Source organism: Sphingomonas sp. H160509 (assembly GCF_024124765.2).
Lineage (GTDB): Bacteria > Pseudomonadota > Alphaproteobacteria > Sphingomonadales > Sphingomonadaceae > Sphingomonas.
The window spans coordinates 785022-800485 of sequence record NZ_JAMXSR020000002.1 but is presented as its reverse complement, the minus strand read 5'-3'; the positions used below and the strand labels follow the sequence as shown (position 1 = coordinate 800485).

Here is a 15464-nt window from a genome sequence, read left to right as displayed (position 1 = left end):
GTGCCGCGCGCGGGAAAGCTCTGCTGTCACTGTTCGGGCAGGAAGTCCGGGACCGACAGATAGCGCTCGCCGGTGTCGTAGTTGAACCCGAGAACCCGAACGTTGTCAGGCAGATCGGGAAGCTTCTGAAGGATCGCCGCGAGCGTCGCGCCCGAGCTGATGCCGACCAGCATGCCCTCTTCGGTCGCCGAGCGCCGCGCCATGTCCTTGGCCACCGCGGCATCGACCTCGATCACGCCGTCGAGCGCCTGGGTGTGCAGGTTGACCGGGATGAAGCCAGCACCGATGCCCTGGATCGGGTGCGGTCCCGGCTGGCCGCCAGCGATAACCGGCGACGCGGCGGGCTCGACAGCGTAGACCTTGAGCGACGGCCATTCCTTCTTTAGCGCCTCGGCGACGCCGGTGATGTGGCCGCCGGTGCCGACGCCGGTGATGATCACGTCGATCGGCGTATCGCGGAAGTCGGCGAGGATTTCCTGCGCGGTCGTAGCGACATGCACCGCGATGTTCGCAGGGTTTTCGAACTGCTGCGGCATCCACGAGCCCGGCATCTGCTCGACCAGTTCCTTCGCACGCTCGATCGCGCCCCTTCATGCCCTTCTCGCGCGGGGGTCAGGTCGAAGGTCGCGCCGTATGCGAGCATCAGGCGACGGCGTTCGATCGACATGCTCTCGGGCATGACGAGGACGATCTTGTACCCCTTCACCGCGGCGACGAGCGCCAGGCCGATGCCGGTGTTGCCGCTGGTCGGCTCGATGATCGTGCCGCCGGGCTGGAGGTGGCCGTCCTTCTCGGCAGCCTCGATCATCGCGAGCGCGATGCGGTCCTTGATCGACCCGCCGGGGTTCGAACGCTCGGACTTCACCCAGACTTCGGATTCGGGGAACAGCTTCGACAGGCGGACGTGCGGCGTGTTGCCGATCGTATCGAGGATCGAGTTGGCCTTCATGGCTTGGCTTCTCCGTGTTCGGGTTCGGTCTCTAGGATCTCTGGGGGATCAAAGGTTTTCGCGCGGCCTAGTTCCGGGAACAGTCGCGCCCAGCCGATCGTGATCGCAATAGCACCGACGCCGCCGAACACCACCGCGCCGACCGGGCCGAGCAACGATGCCATCACCCCGCTCTCGAATTCGCCCAGTTCGTTTGAGGCCGAAATCGTGAGCTGCGACACCGCACTGACGCGGCCGCGCATCGCGTCGGGCGTGTGGAGCTGGATCAGTGACTGGCGGACATAGACCGAGATCATGTCCGCGCCGCCCGCGACGATCAGCGCGACGAGGCTGAGGACGAAGGCAGGCTGGACGGGGATGCCGGCTATGGTGCCGGGTGCGATGCCGAGCAGGTTTACGATGGGCGTGGCGACGCCGAAAGTCAGGATCGCGAGGCCGAACACGACGACGGCGATCAGCATCTTTACGCCGACATTGGTGCTCATCGGGCGGACCGAGAACCAGATTGCCGTCACCGCCGCGCCGATCCCCATGCCCGCCGCGAGGACGCCTAGCCCCTGCGAGCCGACGTGGAGGATGTCGCGCGAATAGACCGGGAGAAGCGACGTCGCCCCGGCTAGCAGCACCGCGAACAAATCGAGCGTGATGGTCGCGAGGACGAGGCGGTTGCGGCGGACATAGGTGAAGCCCTCGATGATGCGGGCGAGGGGGGCGGTGATCGGTCTGCGCGGCGGGCTGCGGCACCGGGCCGATCAGGAACATGAAGAGCAGCGCAACGACGAACAGGATCGTCGCGACGCCGTACGCGACCTCCGGGTGGATCGCGTAGAGGAGCCCGCCGACGCTGGGGCCCGCGATCGTGCCGACCTGCCAAGCGATCGAGCTGATCGCGATCGCGGTGGGGAGGACCGCGCGGGGGACGAGGTTGGGGGCGAGCGCGGAATAGGCCGGGCCGGAGAAGGCGCGTGCGACGCCGAACGCGACCGCGGCGACGAACAGCACGCCGAGCGTGAGGTGGCCGGTCCAGGTCAGCAACCACAGCGTCGCGGCGGTTAGCACCAGCAGCGCGGTCGTGCCGCGGACGATCCAGCGGCGGTCGAAGCTGTCGGCGACGAGGCCGGTGATTGGGGTGAGGAGGAACAACGGCACGAACTGTGCGAACCCGATCATGCCGAGCATGAAGGCGGCCTGGCGGATGTCCATCGTTTCGCGGGCGATGTTGTAGACCTGCCACCCGATCACGATCGACATTGCGCTGACGGCTATGGTGCCGGTGAAGCGGGACAGCCAATAAGCGCGGAAATTGGCGATCCGTAAGGGATGCTGGTGGGGGGTCTGCGGTGGAGTCCATCGCGACTGGCTTTAGGCGGTGGCGAGAGGGAAGGGCAACCGGAGCTTTGCTTGGGGTGGGGATAGAGGACTGGCCGAGGATGCTTAACCGAAGAAGTCTTGTTTCCCCGCGAAGGCGGGGACCCAGAATGGGCTCCCGCCTTCGCGGGAGAACAAGGAGGGGGAGCGGGTGCACGTTGTGACAGGCGTGCCCGTGCGATCACTCGTCCATCATATCAGCACCACCCCGGCGAAGGCCGGGGCCCAATTGGGGGACGGCGCCAACTGAGCGATGCACGTCGTTACTGCGACCTCTCCAATTGGGCCCCGGCCTTCGCCGGGGTGGTTTGCTCGCGCGGTAGGGCTCGCGCGACCTGTCGAGCGCCCCATCCCACACCCCGAAAACTAACATACCCCAGACGGGAATTGATGTTCCGCCCCGTCCGCGCCTATAGGCTCCCTCAACTCCCCTACGGAAAACGAGGTTTCCCACATCGTGGCCAAGACCCCCCCCACCAGCACGCGCAATCGCCGAACCGCCGATTACGAACCGCGAACGACCGGCCGAACCAAAGCCGTACGAGGCGTCGAAGGACGAACTGCTCGAAATGTATCGGCAGATGCTGCTGATCCGCCGTTTCGAGGAAAAAGCGGGCCAGCTCTATGGCTTGGGTCTGATCGGTGGTTTTTGCCATCTGTATATCGGCCAGGAAGCGGTTGCCGTCGGCCTTCAGTCCGCGCTCAACGGCGAGACCGATTCGGTGATCACCGGCTACCGAGATCACGGCCACATGCTCGCCTACGGGATCGACCCGAAGGTGATCATGGCCGAGCTGACCGGACGCAATTCGGGGATCTCGAAGGGCAAGGGCGGGTCGATGCACATGTTCTCGACCGAGCATAAATTCTACGGCGGCCACGGTATCGTCGGTGCGCAGGTGTCGCTCGGCACCGGCCTCGCGTTCAAGCATAAATACTCGAACGACGGCGGCATCTGCATGGCCTATTTCGGCGACGGCGCCGCGAACCAGGGCCAGGTGTACGAGAGCTTCAACATGGCCGAGCTGTGGAAGCTGCCGATCATCTTCGTGATCGAGAACAACCAGTACGCAATGGGCACCAGCGTCAATCGCGCTTCGGCCGAGGACCAGCTGTATCGCCGCGGCGAGAGCTTCCGCATTCCCGGCATCCAGGTCGACGGCATGGACGTGCTCGCCTGCCGCGGTGCCGCCGAGGAAGCGCTGGCGTGGGTCCGCGCGGGCAAGGGCCCCGTCATCCTCGAGATGAAGACCTATCGCTACCGTGGCCATTCGATGTCCGATCCGGCCAAGTACCGCACGCGCGACGAGGTCCAGGCGGTTCGCGACAAGTCGGATCCGATCGATCACATGAAGAAGCTGCTCGACGCGCAGGGCGTGACCGAGGCGGACCTCAAGTCCCTTGAACAGGAAATCAGGAAAATCGTGAACGAAGCCGCCGATTTCGCCGAGCAGACCCCGGAGCCGGATGCTGCCGAGCTCTACACCGATGTTCTGGTGGAGAAGTACTGATGGCGATCGAGATCAAGATGCCCGCGCTCTCCCCGACGATGGAAGAGGGCACGCTGGCCAAGTGGCTCGTCAAGGAAGGCGACAGCGTCAAGTCGGGCGATATCCTCGCGGAGATCGAGACCGACAAGGCGACGATGGAGTTCGAGGCGATCGACGAAGGCACGATCGGTTCGATCAGCGTCGCCGAGGGCACCGACAACGTGAAGGTCGGCACCGTCATCGCGACGATCCTCGAAGAGGGCGAGAGCGCGAGCGACCAGAAGCCCGCCGAGGTACGCTCGGGCTATGCGGCCAACGCCGCGCCGAAGGAAACGCCGTCGGACGACAAGGCTCCACCGGTTCCCGAAGGCGCGTCGCCCGCCAAGGCCGAGAGCGGCACGCAACAGCTCGTCGCATCGGCCGAGAAGGTCGGCATCTCCGACCCGGCGATTCCCGAGGGCACCGAGATGGTCAAGACGACCGTCCGCGAAGCCCTTCGTGACGCGATGGCCGAGGAAATGCGCGAGGACGACCGCGTCTTCGTGATGGGCGAGGAAGTCGCGCAGTATCAGGGCGCATATAAGGTCACGCAGGGGCTGCTCGACGAGTTCGGCGACCGTCGCGTGATCGACACGCCGATCACCGAATACGGCTTTGCCGGCATCGGTGCAGGCGCGGCGATGGGCGGCCTTCGCCCGATCGTCGAGTTCATGACCTTCAACTTCGCGTTGCAGGCGATCGACCACATCATCAACTCGGCCGCCAAGACCAACTACATGTCGGGTGGCCAGATGCGCTGCCCGATAGTGTTCCGTGGTCCGAACGGCGCGGCGTCGCGCGTGGGAGCACAGCATTCGCACAACTTCGCGGCGTGGTATGCGAGCGTCCCCGGCCTGATCGTGATTGCGCCGTATGATGCGGCGGACGCGAAGGGCCTGCTCAAGGCTGCGATCCGCACCGAGGATCCCGTCGTGTTCCTCGAGAACGAGCTGATGTACGGCCGCAGCTTCGACGTTCCCAAGCTGGACAACCACGTCCTGCCGATCGGCAAGGCGCGGATCGTCCGCGAGGGCAAGGACGTGACGATCGTCAGCTACTCGATCGGCGTCGGCATTTCCTTGGAAGCTGCCGAGAAGCTCGCCGAGGAGGGCATCGACGCGGAGGTCATCGACCTGCGCACGTTGCGCCCGCTCGACACCGAGACGGTCCTGAAGAGCCTCGCCAAGACCAACCGCATGATCATCGTCGAAGAGAATTGGGCAACCTGCTCGATCGCCTCGGAGATTGTCTCGGTGGTGATGGAGCACGGCTTCGACGACCTCGACGCACCGGTACTCCGCGTGACGAACGAAGACGTACCGATGCCGTATGCGGCGAACCTGGAAAAGCTGATGCTGGTCGACGTGGCTAAGGTCGTGACGGCGGTGAAGAAGGTTACATACAAGTAATCGCGTAAGGGTCGCGGCCATTTGCCGCGACCCTGTCTTCGCCAGTTCAAACTTAGACGGTGTATTTGTCGCAGGTCGAGGCGGTTGCGGTCGGGTTTGGGTTATAGATTTGCGTGAAGTCGCGGTTATCGCGAACAATGAACGATGCGATGTAATGAAGTCGTGTCGGCCCGATCAGCCAGTTGGGGGCGATCGGCTGATACTGATAATTCACTTCGACGAACATCACGCCTGAATTGGGCGGTGCTGTAACCTTCGCACCATTGTCGCCCATGCCCGAATCGGTACTCGTTGTCGTGTCGGTGCCTCTGTTGGTTGCCGAACCGTCGGTGCCGTCCGCGACCTTGGTCGTGCCGTAGCTCGAGTCGTAGCTCGTCCCCTTCATCAGGCCGAAGCATCGCTGCCAATGAATGCGCTGTGTGCCCGACATGTTCTCCAGGCTGGAGACAATGACCCGTCCATACTTGGATAGATTGATTCTGGTCCCCTGGATGCGTGCCGCCTGCAGCACGTCGTTCATGTCGACTTCGCGAAGTTGGACTGTGGTCAAGTTGCTAGCGATTCCGACACGCGAAGCGTTGTCGGCGAGGTTCATCGCGACCTGGCTTACGCGGAGGTTGGCAAGCGCCAAGTTCGCTGTTTCCACGCCATAAAGTCCGAGCGACAGCACCAGCGGGAGACCGAGCGCGAACTCGAGCAGAGCGAGGCCACTATGGTCCCCGCGCAGTTCGCGTAGCAACCGGCCGGATACGATCGAAGGTGCGGAGCGGAGAGTACGGCGCGGTATCATGTGCAGGTCTTCGGGGCAGGGGGGGCACGCGTTGCGAATCATAGGGCTGGTTCTTGAGCAGCGTGGTCGCGGCGATGTTCATCGTGGGCGGCAAGCCCATCAAGCCCGCGACGGGAAACAATCGCTGATAGGTGATGGTCATGGTGTATTGCGTCACGTCCTCGGCGCCACCCTGGCCCGTCAGTCCGGGGTCGGCATCCCATGTACCGTTACCGTTGATATCCGTGAAAGACTCACCTTTGTTGCAAATCCGATCCCCGTTCTTGTCGGTGAAGTCCTCGGGCTTGAGGCCCTGGAACGTCGAATAGCTCTTTCGCGTGGCCTTATATGTTGCGCCGGGCGCGACGATCTTGACCATGTTCCACACCTGTTTGTCGAACATGTCGGCATTCGCGGCGCCGCCTTCGATCGCCGAATCACGCGCCGCCTTTTGCAGCGCGCCATCGAGAATCGACTGCACGTAGATCTGGTGGAGCAGATCGAACAATCCCATCAGTAGAATCATCAGTACCGGAATGACCATCGCGAATTCGATGATCGTGGCGCCGCGACGATCGGCAGCGATCCTGCGGCCCAAAAGGATATCGTACCGACGAGACCTATTCATTTGGACAGTCGCAACCTGGCGACCTGCTTGGCGATGCGAACGAAGGCCGCGGAAAGATCGGCGCCGCTGGTCGTGAACAATGCCTGGTCCGACGTCGTCGCACACTGTGTCATTTCCGCGGTCGCACTCGGCGCGATCGATACGGTCCAGACGTCGATGTGCATGTCCTGAGCTTTCGCACATTCCGCAAGCAGACGCGCGTTGTGGTATTGTTTTTGACGATCGTTCGCGCTCGCCCAGTCACCGTCGGTGACCCGTCCGTCATAATATTCCATGCCGTAAAGCCCGTAGGAATAGGGCGATGGCGACATATCGCCGTCGGTAAGGAAGACGATAACCTTGTTGGTTGCCCCGCGACCGCCCCATGCGGCATTGTCGTTCGAGAAAATCCCGTCCGTCGACAGCATGCGGGTGCCCCAGATCATACCGACGTCGTGATAGGTGCCGCCGAGCGGCACGAAGTCCACGGCATTGACGTACGAATCGACCTGCGCCTGCGTCATCGTCGTCAGGCGTTGCACGGGTTTGCCGCAGGCGACGAAACCGGCCTGTTGCTTGGCGACCGAGTTCATGTTGGTAGCAGGAGTTGGTGACGCGTTGTCGTTCGCAACGACGGTGTTGGTCGTATAGCTCGACTGGTTGTACCGGTTCAGAGTGAAGCGTTCATATTCGACGTCCGGCCAAAGAGGGCGCCAACGCGTGTCGTCGCTGTTCGGAACCAGATCCGGATCCAGATCCGCCGGGAGATCGTCGGTGTCGAACGTCATCGCCCTCGCGGTCGTTGCCCGTTCTTCGATGCAGCCGAGCCACGACGATGTTGCGCCGTTGATTTCGGTGGGGTCGGGGGGCCGCTGCACCGGCGACATAGCTGGTTACGTCCCACGGCCATTGCTTGTAGGTCCAGACCGCACCGACACGCTGGGTCGACGTCGTGCACCGCCTCGCCCCGCTGTCCCAATATTGCGTAGCGATTGACGCACGCTGCGTCCCGGTGTTGTACGCATAGGGGGTGTTCGTCGTGCCAGCCGGTGTCCGGACTGTCGTCGACGGGCAGTTCTGCGATGTCCGGTTGTCATAGGTGAGGACCGGGTTGCCGTCGTTGAAGTCGTTCGTCACCTTGCGAGACTGATAGCTCCAGGTCGATCCAGCGCCCGAACCGCCCAGCATATAGCTCGACGATTTCGCTTGGATGGCCGCGCCGACGTTCGCACTGGAACTGTACGTCACGAAACCATAGCGCACATGCGTAGTCGCCTGGACGTTCGCGTCCATCGTCTTGTAAAAATCGACGACGGCTTGGCGCAACGCCGCGATGCGTGACCCGTTTTTTCCGGAACGGCGTATCCCGTCGTGCCAGCATAGCCGTTGGTCTGGTCTGGGAGCCCCGAATAGCCTGAGGAGGGAGTCCGCGCTTACCTGTGCAGGACGCTTGTAACTCCTGATCTGGTTGTTGTTGAGCATGCTGCTGACATATGCGTTGCAGACGCTGTCGCTATCCGCGGGCAGGCAGGCCATGGATCCGGTCGTGTCGAGGACAAACAGGATGTCGGTGTCCGCAACGTCGTAGCGGGCTTCGCAAGCGACATTTAGGGTGATGTCGGGCGCTGCGAACATCTTCATGATCGTCATCGGGACGAGCACCTTCGCCGTGCCTGCGACTCGGTTCTCGCTGGTCTTCGTCGGTACGAAGCTAATGCTCTTCGTGCCCATCCAACCTGAACGAAGGTTGTTGTTGAAGAACACCTTGGCCTGATCCGACGCAGTCTTGTCCAGCGTGGCATCGTTGCCGTCGGTCATGAACTTGCGACCGGCGAGCACGCCCGCATCGCAGGCCTGTTGCATCCTGCTCTTGACGACATACAGTCGCGCCATGTCGATCGCGGACCCGGCAATCGCACACATCGGAATCAACGCCGCTGCCATGATTGCCAGCGTATTGCCTCCGGTGTCGCGGCGCAGGCGTGCAAGAAAAGTGCCTGTCGCCGCCGCTCTACTTCGCATCGTCGGTTTCCGTATCCGATCAGGGGTTGATCTGTGACAGGCTTTGAACTGCAAGCCCGTAAGTCGAACTCAAGAGACATGGTTAATGGTCAAATAACTACCGTAGTGGTTGTCGGACATGACTTATCTCGCCTGATACAGTGGGCTATCGCGTCGGCATGAACCGCGACACCGCTGCATTCGCCCCTCGCATTGAGTTACGCGTCACCCTCCGCGCGCGACGGGATAACGGCCCTGTTCACGCTGGACGATACGCTAGCCGCAATCGTCAGATCGACGCGTGAGCCGCTGGTCGGTCAGATGCGGTTGACCTGGTGGCATGAGGCGTTGACACGCCTCGACTCGGTACCCGCACCGCAGGAACCAGTGTTGCAAGCGATCACTTGTTCGGTGTTGCCCAGCGGCGTATTGGGGACGTCACTTGCTTCAATGACCGACGGTTGGGAGATGCTTCTTCAGGCGGAGGTCGGTCCAGCTACGATCGAAGCGTTTGCTACGGAACGGGGCGGTCGACTGTTCGAAGCGGCGTTGAAAGTCCTCGGAGTGGAGGATCGAAATATCGGCGCGGCGGGGGAAGGATGGGCGCTCGCGGATCTTGCTTGCAGCGTAACGGATGCGTCGTTGGCCGATCTCGCGCGGTCGTTGGCCAAAGCACGGTTTGACACGGCGTTCGGGACGCGCTGGCCACGCGCTGCCCGCGCGTTGGGCGCGGTTGCGTTGATAGCGAGGTTCGATATCGCCGTTGAATCGGATGCTTTGCCGAGCCCTGCTCGGCGCGTGGCGCGGTTGGCGTGGCATAGATTGACCGGATACTGACCAATCGGATGGGGATCGTCTGCGGTCAGGCCTAGCGTGCAGGCTGGGCAATGGGGGCGGCGGCGATGAGGCGGTATTTGGCGGGTGGGGCGGCGGTGATCGCGTTGATCGCTGCGGGGTTCATGTTTTTTAGCGGGAAGGCGCGGCCGGGGCCGCTGCTACCGCCTCAGCCGATGGCACAGGTGAGTGGCGGCACGGGCGCGTCCGATCCGCTACCTGATGCCGCGCCCGAGGCGACCGACAAGACGCGCGAGCAAAAGCGGTTCGATCGCTACGACAAGGATCGGGATGCGAAGATCACGCGCGAGGAATATCTGGTCCAGCGGCGCAAGGCTTACGCGCGGCTGGACGTGGACGGCGATGGCAAGCTGTCGTTCGACGAATGGGCGGTGAAGGCGACAACCAAGTTCGCCGACGCCGACCGTGACAAATCCGGCGCGATGACCGCCCCGGAATTTGCCACGACGGCGGTCAAGCGGAAGGGGCCAGCTCGGGCGAATTGTCCGCCAGTTCAGCCTGTGGCCGAGGAGAGTTGAGCCATTCCGCGAGCGCCGCTCGACCGCGATCCGTGTACATCCGCTTGCGATCCGCCTTCTTTGTGCGGCCCGTGATCGGCGGGAACAGCCCGAAGTTCACGTTCATCGGCTGATACGTCTCGACCTCGGCGCCGCCTGTGATGTGGCCGAGCAACGCGCCGAGAGCAGTCGCGTAGGGCGGGGGCGTTAGAGTCTTGCCAGTGAGTTCGGCCGCCGCGAACAGTCCCGCGAGCATGCCGATCCCGCAGCTCTCGATATACCCTTCGCAGCCAGTGATCTGCCCGGCGAAACGGATGTGCGGGCGAGACTTCAGTCGCAGCGTCTCGTCCAGCAATTCTGGCGAGCGGATAAACGTGTTGCGGTGCAGACCGCCCAGCCTGGCGAACTCAGCGTTCTCCAGGCCGGGGATCGTGCGGAAGAGGCGGACCTGGTCGGCATGCTTCATCTTGGTCTGAAAGCCGACGATGTTCCACAGGGTGCCCTGCGCATTGTCCTGGCGAAGCTGGACGACGGCGTGCGGCCAGCGCCCGGTCTTCGGGTTGTCGAGCCCGACGGGCTTCATCGGGCCGTAGCGCAGCGTGTCGACGCCGCGCTCCGCCATCACCTCGATCGGCATGCAGCCGTCGAAATAGGGCGTGTCCTTCTCCCATTCCTTGAACGGGGTCTTCTCGCCATCGATCAGGCCCTGGTGGAAGGCCAGATACTGGTCCTTGTCCATCGGGCAGTTGATGTAGTCCTTGCCGCCCCCTTCAACATCGGCGCCCTTGTCCCAGCGCGACGCGAACCACGCGGTGTCCATGTCGATCGAGTCGCGGTGGACGATCGGCGCGAGCGCGTCGAAGAACGCCAGCGCCTCGCGGCCGGTCTCGGCGCCGATCCCCGCGGCGAGCGAGGCGGCGGTCAGCGGACCGGTGGCGATGATCGTCGGGCCATCGGGCAGTGCGTCGATGCGTTCGCGGACGAGCGTGATGTTCGGATGCTGGTCGATCGCCTCCGTCACGCTGGCCGAGAAATTGTCGCGGTCGACGGCGAGTGCGGAGCCGGCCGGAACGCGGTGGATGTCAGCCTGCCGCATGATCAGCGAGCCGAGCGTACGGAGTTCCTGGTGGAGCAACCCGACCGCGTTGGCTTCGGCATCGTCCGACCGGAAGCTGTTCGAGCAGACGAGTTCGGCGAGGCCGTCGGTCTGGTGCGCAGGCGTCTCTTCGCCGCTGCCGCGCATTTCGGACAGGCGGACCTTGAGGCCGGCTTCAGCGAGTTGCCAGGCGGCTTCGGAACCGGCGAGCCCGCCGCCGATGACATGGATATCGTGGGTCATTCGGGTCAGATAGCGACGGACGCTTGCCGTGTCAGGTCCGCAATACCACTTCGCCTGCATGACAGACCCGACGAAGATCTTCACGATCGGCTATGAGGCCACGACGATGGCCGATTTCCTCGCGGCATTGAAGGCGGCGGGGGTCGAGCGGGTGATCGACGTCCGGGCGCTTCCGTTGTCGCGGCGACCAGGGGTTTTCGAAGACCTCGCTCGCCGCGTCGCTGCGTGAGGTCGAGATCGATTACGTGCACCTGAAGGCGCTCGGGACGCCGAAGCGCGGGCGCGATGCGGCCAAGAAGGGCGACGTCGCGACCCTGACCGCGGTCTATGACGAACAGCTCGAGCTTCCCGAGGCTCAGGCTGCTGCGGCGATCATGCTCCGGGGCTGGCAGCCGAGAAGCCGAGCGCGCTGCTCTGCTACGAGCGCGACCCTTGCCACTGCCACCGCACCTTGCTGCTGCAGGCGGTGGGTGAGGGGGCCGAAGTGGTGGATCTGTTTACCTAGGAAAGGTCGAACTCGCTTCAAACGCTTCGTCAGGATGACGTGCAGGGGTTCATGGCCGAAAGTTGCATCGAGCCCCAGTCGCCGCTAACGAGCACCCATTCGCCCTGGACCCGGTGCAATTCCGGGTGGCTATTCCGGCCGCCGATCCGCCGGACAACGCAACGACGCCTCTGAAGTGAACCGCCTGCCAAGACAGCGCTGCGGTTCGTGCGTCCTATGCGGATAAATCCATGACATCCTTATCTCTTTCTCGTTACCGCGCCGAATGGTTTAGCGGCCCGACCGCCGCACGCCGCGACGTGCTCGCCGGCATGGTCGGCACGTTCGCGCTTATCCCCGAGGTGATCGCCTTCTCGTTCGTCGCCGGAATCGATCCCGAAGTCGGCCTGTTCGCGTCGTTCGTGATCGGCATCGTCATCGCGTTCGCCGGCGGTCGCCCCGCGATGATCTCGGGCGCAGCCGGCTCCGTCGCACTCGTCGCGGCCGCGTTGGTTCACGCCCATGGCCTGCAATACCTGCTCATCGCGACGATGCTCGCAGGTGCACTCCAGATCGCGTTCGGGCTCGCCAAGCTCGACGTGCTGATGCGGTTCGTCTCGAAGTCGGTCCGCACCGGGTTCGTCAACGCACTCGCAATCCTGATCTTCTCCGCGCAGGTGCCGCAGATGGTCGGCGTCAGTTGGCAGGCCTATGCGATGATCGCCGGTGGTCTCGCGATCATCTACCTCATGCCGCGCATCTCGAACGCCATCCCGTCGCCGCTGATCTGCATCGTCGTGCTGACCGCGATCGCGATGTGGGTGCCGATGCCGCTGAAGACAGTCGGCGATCTCGGCAAGCTGCCCTCCACGCTGCCGTCGTTCGGGCTTCCCGACGTGCCGTTCACCTGGGACATGCTGCGGATCGTTGCTCCCTATGCGCTCGCCATGGCGGCGGTTGGGCTGCTCGAGTCGATGATGACCGCCAGTGTGGTCGACGACCTGACCGAGACGACCAGTTCGAAGGCGCGCGAGTGCACCGGGCTCGGGCTCGCCAACATCGCCGCGGGTGCGTTCGGCGGTATCGCCGGGTGCGGGATGATCGGGCAAACCGTCGGCAACGTCCGCTATGGCGGGCGCGGGCGGCTGTCGACGCTGGTCGCCGGCGTGTTCCTGCTCGTCGTGATGGTGCCGCTGAGGCCGTGGGTCGCGCAGGTGCCGGTCGCGGCGCTGGTCGCGATCATGATCATGGTGTCAATCAGCACCTTCTCCTGGGGCTCGATCCGCGACCTTGCGCGGCATCCCAAGATGTCGAGCGTGGTGATGGTCGCAACCGTTATCGTCACCGTTGCGACGCACGACCTGTCGCTCGGCGTCGGTGTCGGCGTGCTGCTCAGCGGCGTGTTCTTCGCATGGAAGGTCACGCGGCTGATGGACGTCACGGTCGAGCACGACGCGGCGGGCGACACGCGGATCTACCGTGTCGGCGGTCAGGTGTTCTTCGCCAGCGCCGATATCTTCGCGGACCGCTTCGATCTTCGCGAGACCGCGCGTGCGGTGCGGATCGACCTGACGAGAGCACATCTATGGGATGTCACCGCCGTCGCCGCGCTGGAAGACGTAGTGGCCAAGCTGCGGCGTCACGGCACGATCGTCGAAGTCGTCGGGCTCAACGCAGCGAGCGAAACGCTGGTCGATCGCCACGCGCCCTTGCTGCTCGACTAACGTCTAACAGCGTACAGGCTTGGCAGCTCCACCGAGGTAACGCTGCCAAGCCGCTGTTGTAGAATAGTTTTGCTTACTGCTGAGGAACGGTGTCGTTCTCGACCGGCGCTTCGTCGCGCGTCACGCGTGCCGTCATACCCGTCGCATCGGCGTCGTCGCGCATCTGCTCGTCGGGCGCGACCGGCGGTTCGCGTTCCGGCTCGACGGCGTTCACCGTCGGGGGAGTCTCGACCGGTGCAGTCTCGACCGGCGCCGGCGCGGGCGTCGGCGCCGCTTCGGACTCGGTGACGCCGGTATCCTCGACCATATTGGTATCGGTCGGCGGCTGATCGGGCTCCGAGCGCGAGCAGCCGGCCATGGTCATTGCGGCAAGCAGGCCGCCGGCAATGGCGGTACGCGTGCGGTTGGAAATCGTCATGTCTGGTCCTCTCAACGAGCGGCGATCGTCTGGCGAGCCGTGCGCGCCTCGATCTTGGAAGCGAGGGTGCCGTCCCAGTTATAGGGATCGGCGCGGAAGTTCATCTGGCCGTTGCCGCTGGCAAATGCGGTCCAGTAGAGCAGATACACCGACACCGGCTTGGTCAGGCGAGCACGGACCGTGTCACCCTTGGCGACTGCGGCATCGACCATCTCGGGCGTCCAGGCAGGATCACCCTTGAGCAGCAGGTCGGCGAGTTCCTCAGGCTTTTCAAGGCGAACGCAGCCATGGCTCGCAAGCCGGCTGAAGCTCGCGAACTTCGCACGGCTCGGCGTATCGTGGAGATAGACCGAATAGTCGTTGGCGAAATCGAACTTGAACCGGCCCAGTGCGCTCTGGTCACCGGCCTGCTGCTGCAACCGCGTGCCGTCGATCACCTTGATGCCGTTGCGCTTGAAATAGCCCGGGTTGGCGCGCTCCTTCGGCCATAGCTCCTTGGTCGCGATCGACGTCGGCACGTTCCACGGCGGATTGATCACGATGCTGTGGATCGTCGAGGACAGCATCGGCGTCTCGTCGCCCGGACGGCCTGTGACTGCGCGCATCGATTGCACGGGGGTATCGCCGTCAAACACCGTCAGCACGGCCGCGGCAATGTTCACCTGGATACGGTCGCGCGGCAGGTCCTGCGGCAGCCAGCGCCAGCGCTCCATGTTCGCCATGATCTGGCGCACGCGGCCGCCGGCGGTGACGTTGAGCGCGGCGAGCGTCTGCGTCGACACGATCCCGCTGGGGTTGAGGCCATAGCGACGCTGGGCACGGCGTACTGCTTCGACCAGCGGCGCGTCGAACCGGTCGCCGCTGGTCGAGACGTCCTTGTCCTCCGCCGCGAGACGCTTGCGCAGCGCGATCACGCGAGGACCGGTCGCGCCGATCGTGAAGTCGGGACCGGACGCGAGCGGTGCCCACCCCCCAGCAGACGCGATCGAGCGATAGTTCTGGAGGCCCTTCCGCAGGCCGTCATACCCTGCATAAGGCGGTGGCAATGATGCGAACCACGCCGCGATCCGGTCTAGACGCACGGCGTCGGCAAAGGCAGGCGTCGGATCATAGGCCGGTGGACGCAGGCCCCAATCCCGCTGGAAGTCGGCTTCGCTCAGCCGCCCGGCATGCACCGCGCGCGCATGATCGAGTGCCGCGCGGACGAGTTCGTCCTTGCTCGGCGCGGTGGTCGACGCGGTTGCGGCCGACTTCAGGCCCTGCGCGACGATGTCGCCATTGAGCAGCCTGTCGAGCAGCGCGGCCTGCGGGTCGCTCAACGGCGGCACGGTGATTACCGGCGGCGCGAGCGTCGGCGTAGGCATTGCAGCGGGCGTGGTCGGAACGACCGGCGGCGGCGTAACCTGCGCGAACGACGCGGTCGCCATCAACAGCGGTGTTGCCGCGAGCACCGACCGGATCACGCCAGTCTTCATTCGTCCATCATCGAAACCGCGAGCCATAATCGTCCTGTCT

At 64.0% G+C, this 15464-nt stretch carries 13 protein-coding genes, 3 pseudogenes and 1 other annotated feature; of the genes and pseudogenes, 7 read left to right on the top strand and 9 right to left on the bottom strand.

Going from position 1 to position 15464, the window contains the following annotated elements:
- Positions 1–26: 26 nt before the first annotated feature.
- Positions 27–949 (bottom strand): annotated as a pseudogene (gene cysK / locus NHF48_RS05490) (cysteine synthase A).
- Positions 946–2260, bottom strand: a pseudogene (locus NHF48_RS05485) (MFS transporter). The pseudogenes cysK and NHF48_RS05485 overlap by 4 nt, the downstream one beginning before the upstream one ends.
- A gap of 560 nt (positions 2261–2820) precedes the next feature.
- Between NHF48_RS05485 and pdhA the strand changes: the two are divergent.
- Together pdhA and NHF48_RS05475 are read left to right on the top strand one after the other, a co-directional pair.
- Positions 2821–3828, top strand: coding sequence for a pyruvate dehydrogenase (acetyl-transferring) E1 component subunit alpha (pdhA, locus tag NHF48_RS05480; RefSeq protein ID WP_107955681.1), 1008 nt, complete (start codon positions 2821–2823; stop codon positions 3826–3828).
- Positions 3828–5255 carry a pyruvate dehydrogenase complex E1 component subunit beta gene (locus NHF48_RS05475; RefSeq protein WP_263816741.1) on the top strand — a complete coding sequence of 476 codons (1428 nt, stop codon included), beginning with the start codon at positions 3828–3830 and terminating at the stop codon, positions 5253–5255. Before pdhA ends, NHF48_RS05475 begins: the two co-directional genes overlap by 1 nt.
- 52 nt (positions 5256–5307) lie before the next feature.
- Here NHF48_RS05475 and NHF48_RS05470 read toward each other — a convergent pair whose 3' ends face one another.
- The 4 genes from NHF48_RS05470 to NHF48_RS05455 form a co-directional block, all read right to left on the bottom strand.
- Entirely contained in the window at positions 5308–5850 is a 543-nt protein-coding gene (locus tag NHF48_RS05470; RefSeq protein ID WP_263816740.1) for a histidine kinase, read from the bottom strand.
- Between the two features lie 115 nt (positions 5851–5965).
- Positions 5966–6622, bottom strand: coding sequence for a TadE family protein (locus tag NHF48_RS05465; protein WP_253070515.1), 657 nt, complete (start codon positions 6620–6622; stop codon positions 5966–5968).
- A 26-nt stretch (positions 6623–6648) separates the two neighbouring features.
- A complete protein-coding gene (locus NHF48_RS05460) occupies positions 6649–7419 on the bottom strand; it encodes a hypothetical protein (protein WP_253070514.1) in 771 nt (256 codons plus the stop codon).
- Complete coding sequence (locus NHF48_RS05455; protein ID WP_263817023.1) at positions 7316–8554, bottom strand: Tad domain-containing protein; 1239 nt, start codon at positions 8552–8554, stop codon at positions 7316–7318. Before NHF48_RS05455 ends, NHF48_RS05460 begins: the two co-directional genes overlap by 104 nt.
- On the opposite strand from NHF48_RS05455, the gene NHF48_RS05450 reads away from it, so the two are divergent.
- The 3 genes from NHF48_RS05450 (at position 8523) to NHF48_RS05440 (ending at position 10005) form a co-directional block, all read left to right on the top strand.
- Positions 8523–8690 carry a hypothetical protein gene (locus NHF48_RS05450; protein ID WP_263817049.1) on the top strand — a complete coding sequence of 56 codons (168 nt, stop codon included), beginning with the start codon at positions 8523–8525 and terminating at the stop codon, positions 8688–8690. The two genes, NHF48_RS05455 and NHF48_RS05450, sit on opposite strands and share 32 nt — an antisense overlap.
- A 155-nt stretch (positions 8691–8845) precedes the next feature.
- The gene (locus tag NHF48_RS05445; RefSeq protein WP_253070512.1) at positions 8846–9469 is read left to right on the top strand and encodes a squalene/phytoene synthase family protein; all 624 of its coding nucleotides are present in this window, start codon (positions 8846–8848) and stop codon (positions 9467–9469) included.
- A gap of 65 nt (positions 9470–9534) precedes the next feature.
- Positions 9535–10005: an EF-hand domain-containing protein gene (locus tag NHF48_RS05440; RefSeq protein ID WP_253070511.1), complete on the top strand. Its 471-nt coding sequence runs from the start codon at positions 9535–9537 to the stop codon at positions 10003–10005.
- Here NHF48_RS05440 and trmFO read toward each other — a convergent pair.
- Positions 9941–11323 (bottom strand): methylenetetrahydrofolate--tRNA-(uracil(54)-C(5))-methyltransferase (FADH(2)-oxidizing) TrmFO, encoded by a 1383-nt coding sequence (gene trmFO, locus NHF48_RS05435; RefSeq protein ID WP_253070510.1) that lies wholly within the window; start codon positions 11321–11323, stop codon positions 9941–9943. The two genes, NHF48_RS05440 and trmFO, sit on opposite strands and share 65 nt — an antisense overlap.
- A 58-nt stretch (positions 11324–11381) precedes the next feature.
- Here trmFO and NHF48_RS25785 point away from each other — a divergent pair.
- Together NHF48_RS25785 and NHF48_RS05415 are read left to right on the top strand one after the other, a co-directional pair.
- Positions 11382–11828: pseudogene (locus NHF48_RS25785) on the top strand (DUF488 domain-containing protein).
- 103 nt (positions 11829–11931) lie between these two features.
- Positions 11932–11987, top strand: a sequence feature (sul1 is cis-regulatory element that is thought to sense ions involved in sulfur or methionine metabolism; They are found in Alphaproteobacteria).
- A gap of 71 nt (positions 11988–12058) precedes the next feature.
- Positions 12059–13531, top strand: coding sequence for a SulP family inorganic anion transporter (locus NHF48_RS05415; RefSeq protein WP_253070509.1), 1473 nt, complete (start codon positions 12059–12061; stop codon positions 13529–13531).
- 73 nt (positions 13532–13604) lie between these two features.
- Here NHF48_RS05415 and NHF48_RS05410 read toward each other — a convergent pair whose 3' ends face one another.
- Positions 13605–13949, bottom strand: coding sequence for a hypothetical protein (locus NHF48_RS05410; RefSeq protein WP_253070508.1), 345 nt, complete (start codon positions 13947–13949; stop codon positions 13605–13607).
- 11 nt (positions 13950–13960) lie between these two features.
- Positions 13961–15424: a L,D-transpeptidase family protein gene (locus tag NHF48_RS05405; RefSeq protein WP_253070507.1), complete on the bottom strand. Its 1464-nt coding sequence runs from the start codon at positions 15422–15424 to the stop codon at positions 13961–13963.
- Positions 15425–15464: the final 40 nt, after the last annotated feature.

Coding starts and splice junctions, on each gene's coding strand:
- NHF48_RS05410 (WP_253070508.1), bottom strand. CDS start 13,949: ATGACGATTTCCAACCGCACGCGTACCGCCATTGCCGGCGGCCTGCTT.
- NHF48_RS05460 (WP_253070514.1), bottom strand. CDS start 7,419: ATGACGTTCGACACCGACGATCTCCCGGCGGATCTGGATCCGGATCTG.
- NHF48_RS05415 (WP_253070509.1), top strand. CDS start 12,059: ATGACATCCTTATCTCTTTCTCGTTACCGCGCCGAATGGTTTAGCGGC.
- NHF48_RS05450 (WP_263817049.1), top strand. CDS start 8,523: ATGTCGATCGCGGACCCGGCAATCGCACACATCGGAATCAACGCCGCT.
- NHF48_RS05455 (WP_263817023.1), bottom strand. CDS start 8,554: ATGTGTGCGATTGCCGGGTCCGCGATCGACATGGCGCGACTGTATGTC.
- NHF48_RS05475 (WP_263816741.1), top strand. CDS start 3,828: ATGGCGATCGAGATCAAGATGCCCGCGCTCTCCCCGACGATGGAAGAG.
- NHF48_RS05405 (WP_253070507.1), bottom strand. CDS start 15,424: ATGAAGACTGGCGTGATCCGGTCGGTGCTCGCGGCAACACCGCTGTTG.
- NHF48_RS05470 (WP_263816740.1), bottom strand. CDS start 5,850: ATGAACCTCGCCGACAACGCTTCGCGTGTCGGAATCGCTAGCAACTTG.
- trmFO (WP_253070510.1), bottom strand. CDS start 11,323: ATGACCCACGATATCCATGTCATCGGCGGCGGGCTCGCCGGTTCCGAA.
- NHF48_RS05440 (WP_253070511.1), top strand. CDS start 9,535: ATGAGGCGGTATTTGGCGGGTGGGGCGGCGGTGATCGCGTTGATCGCT.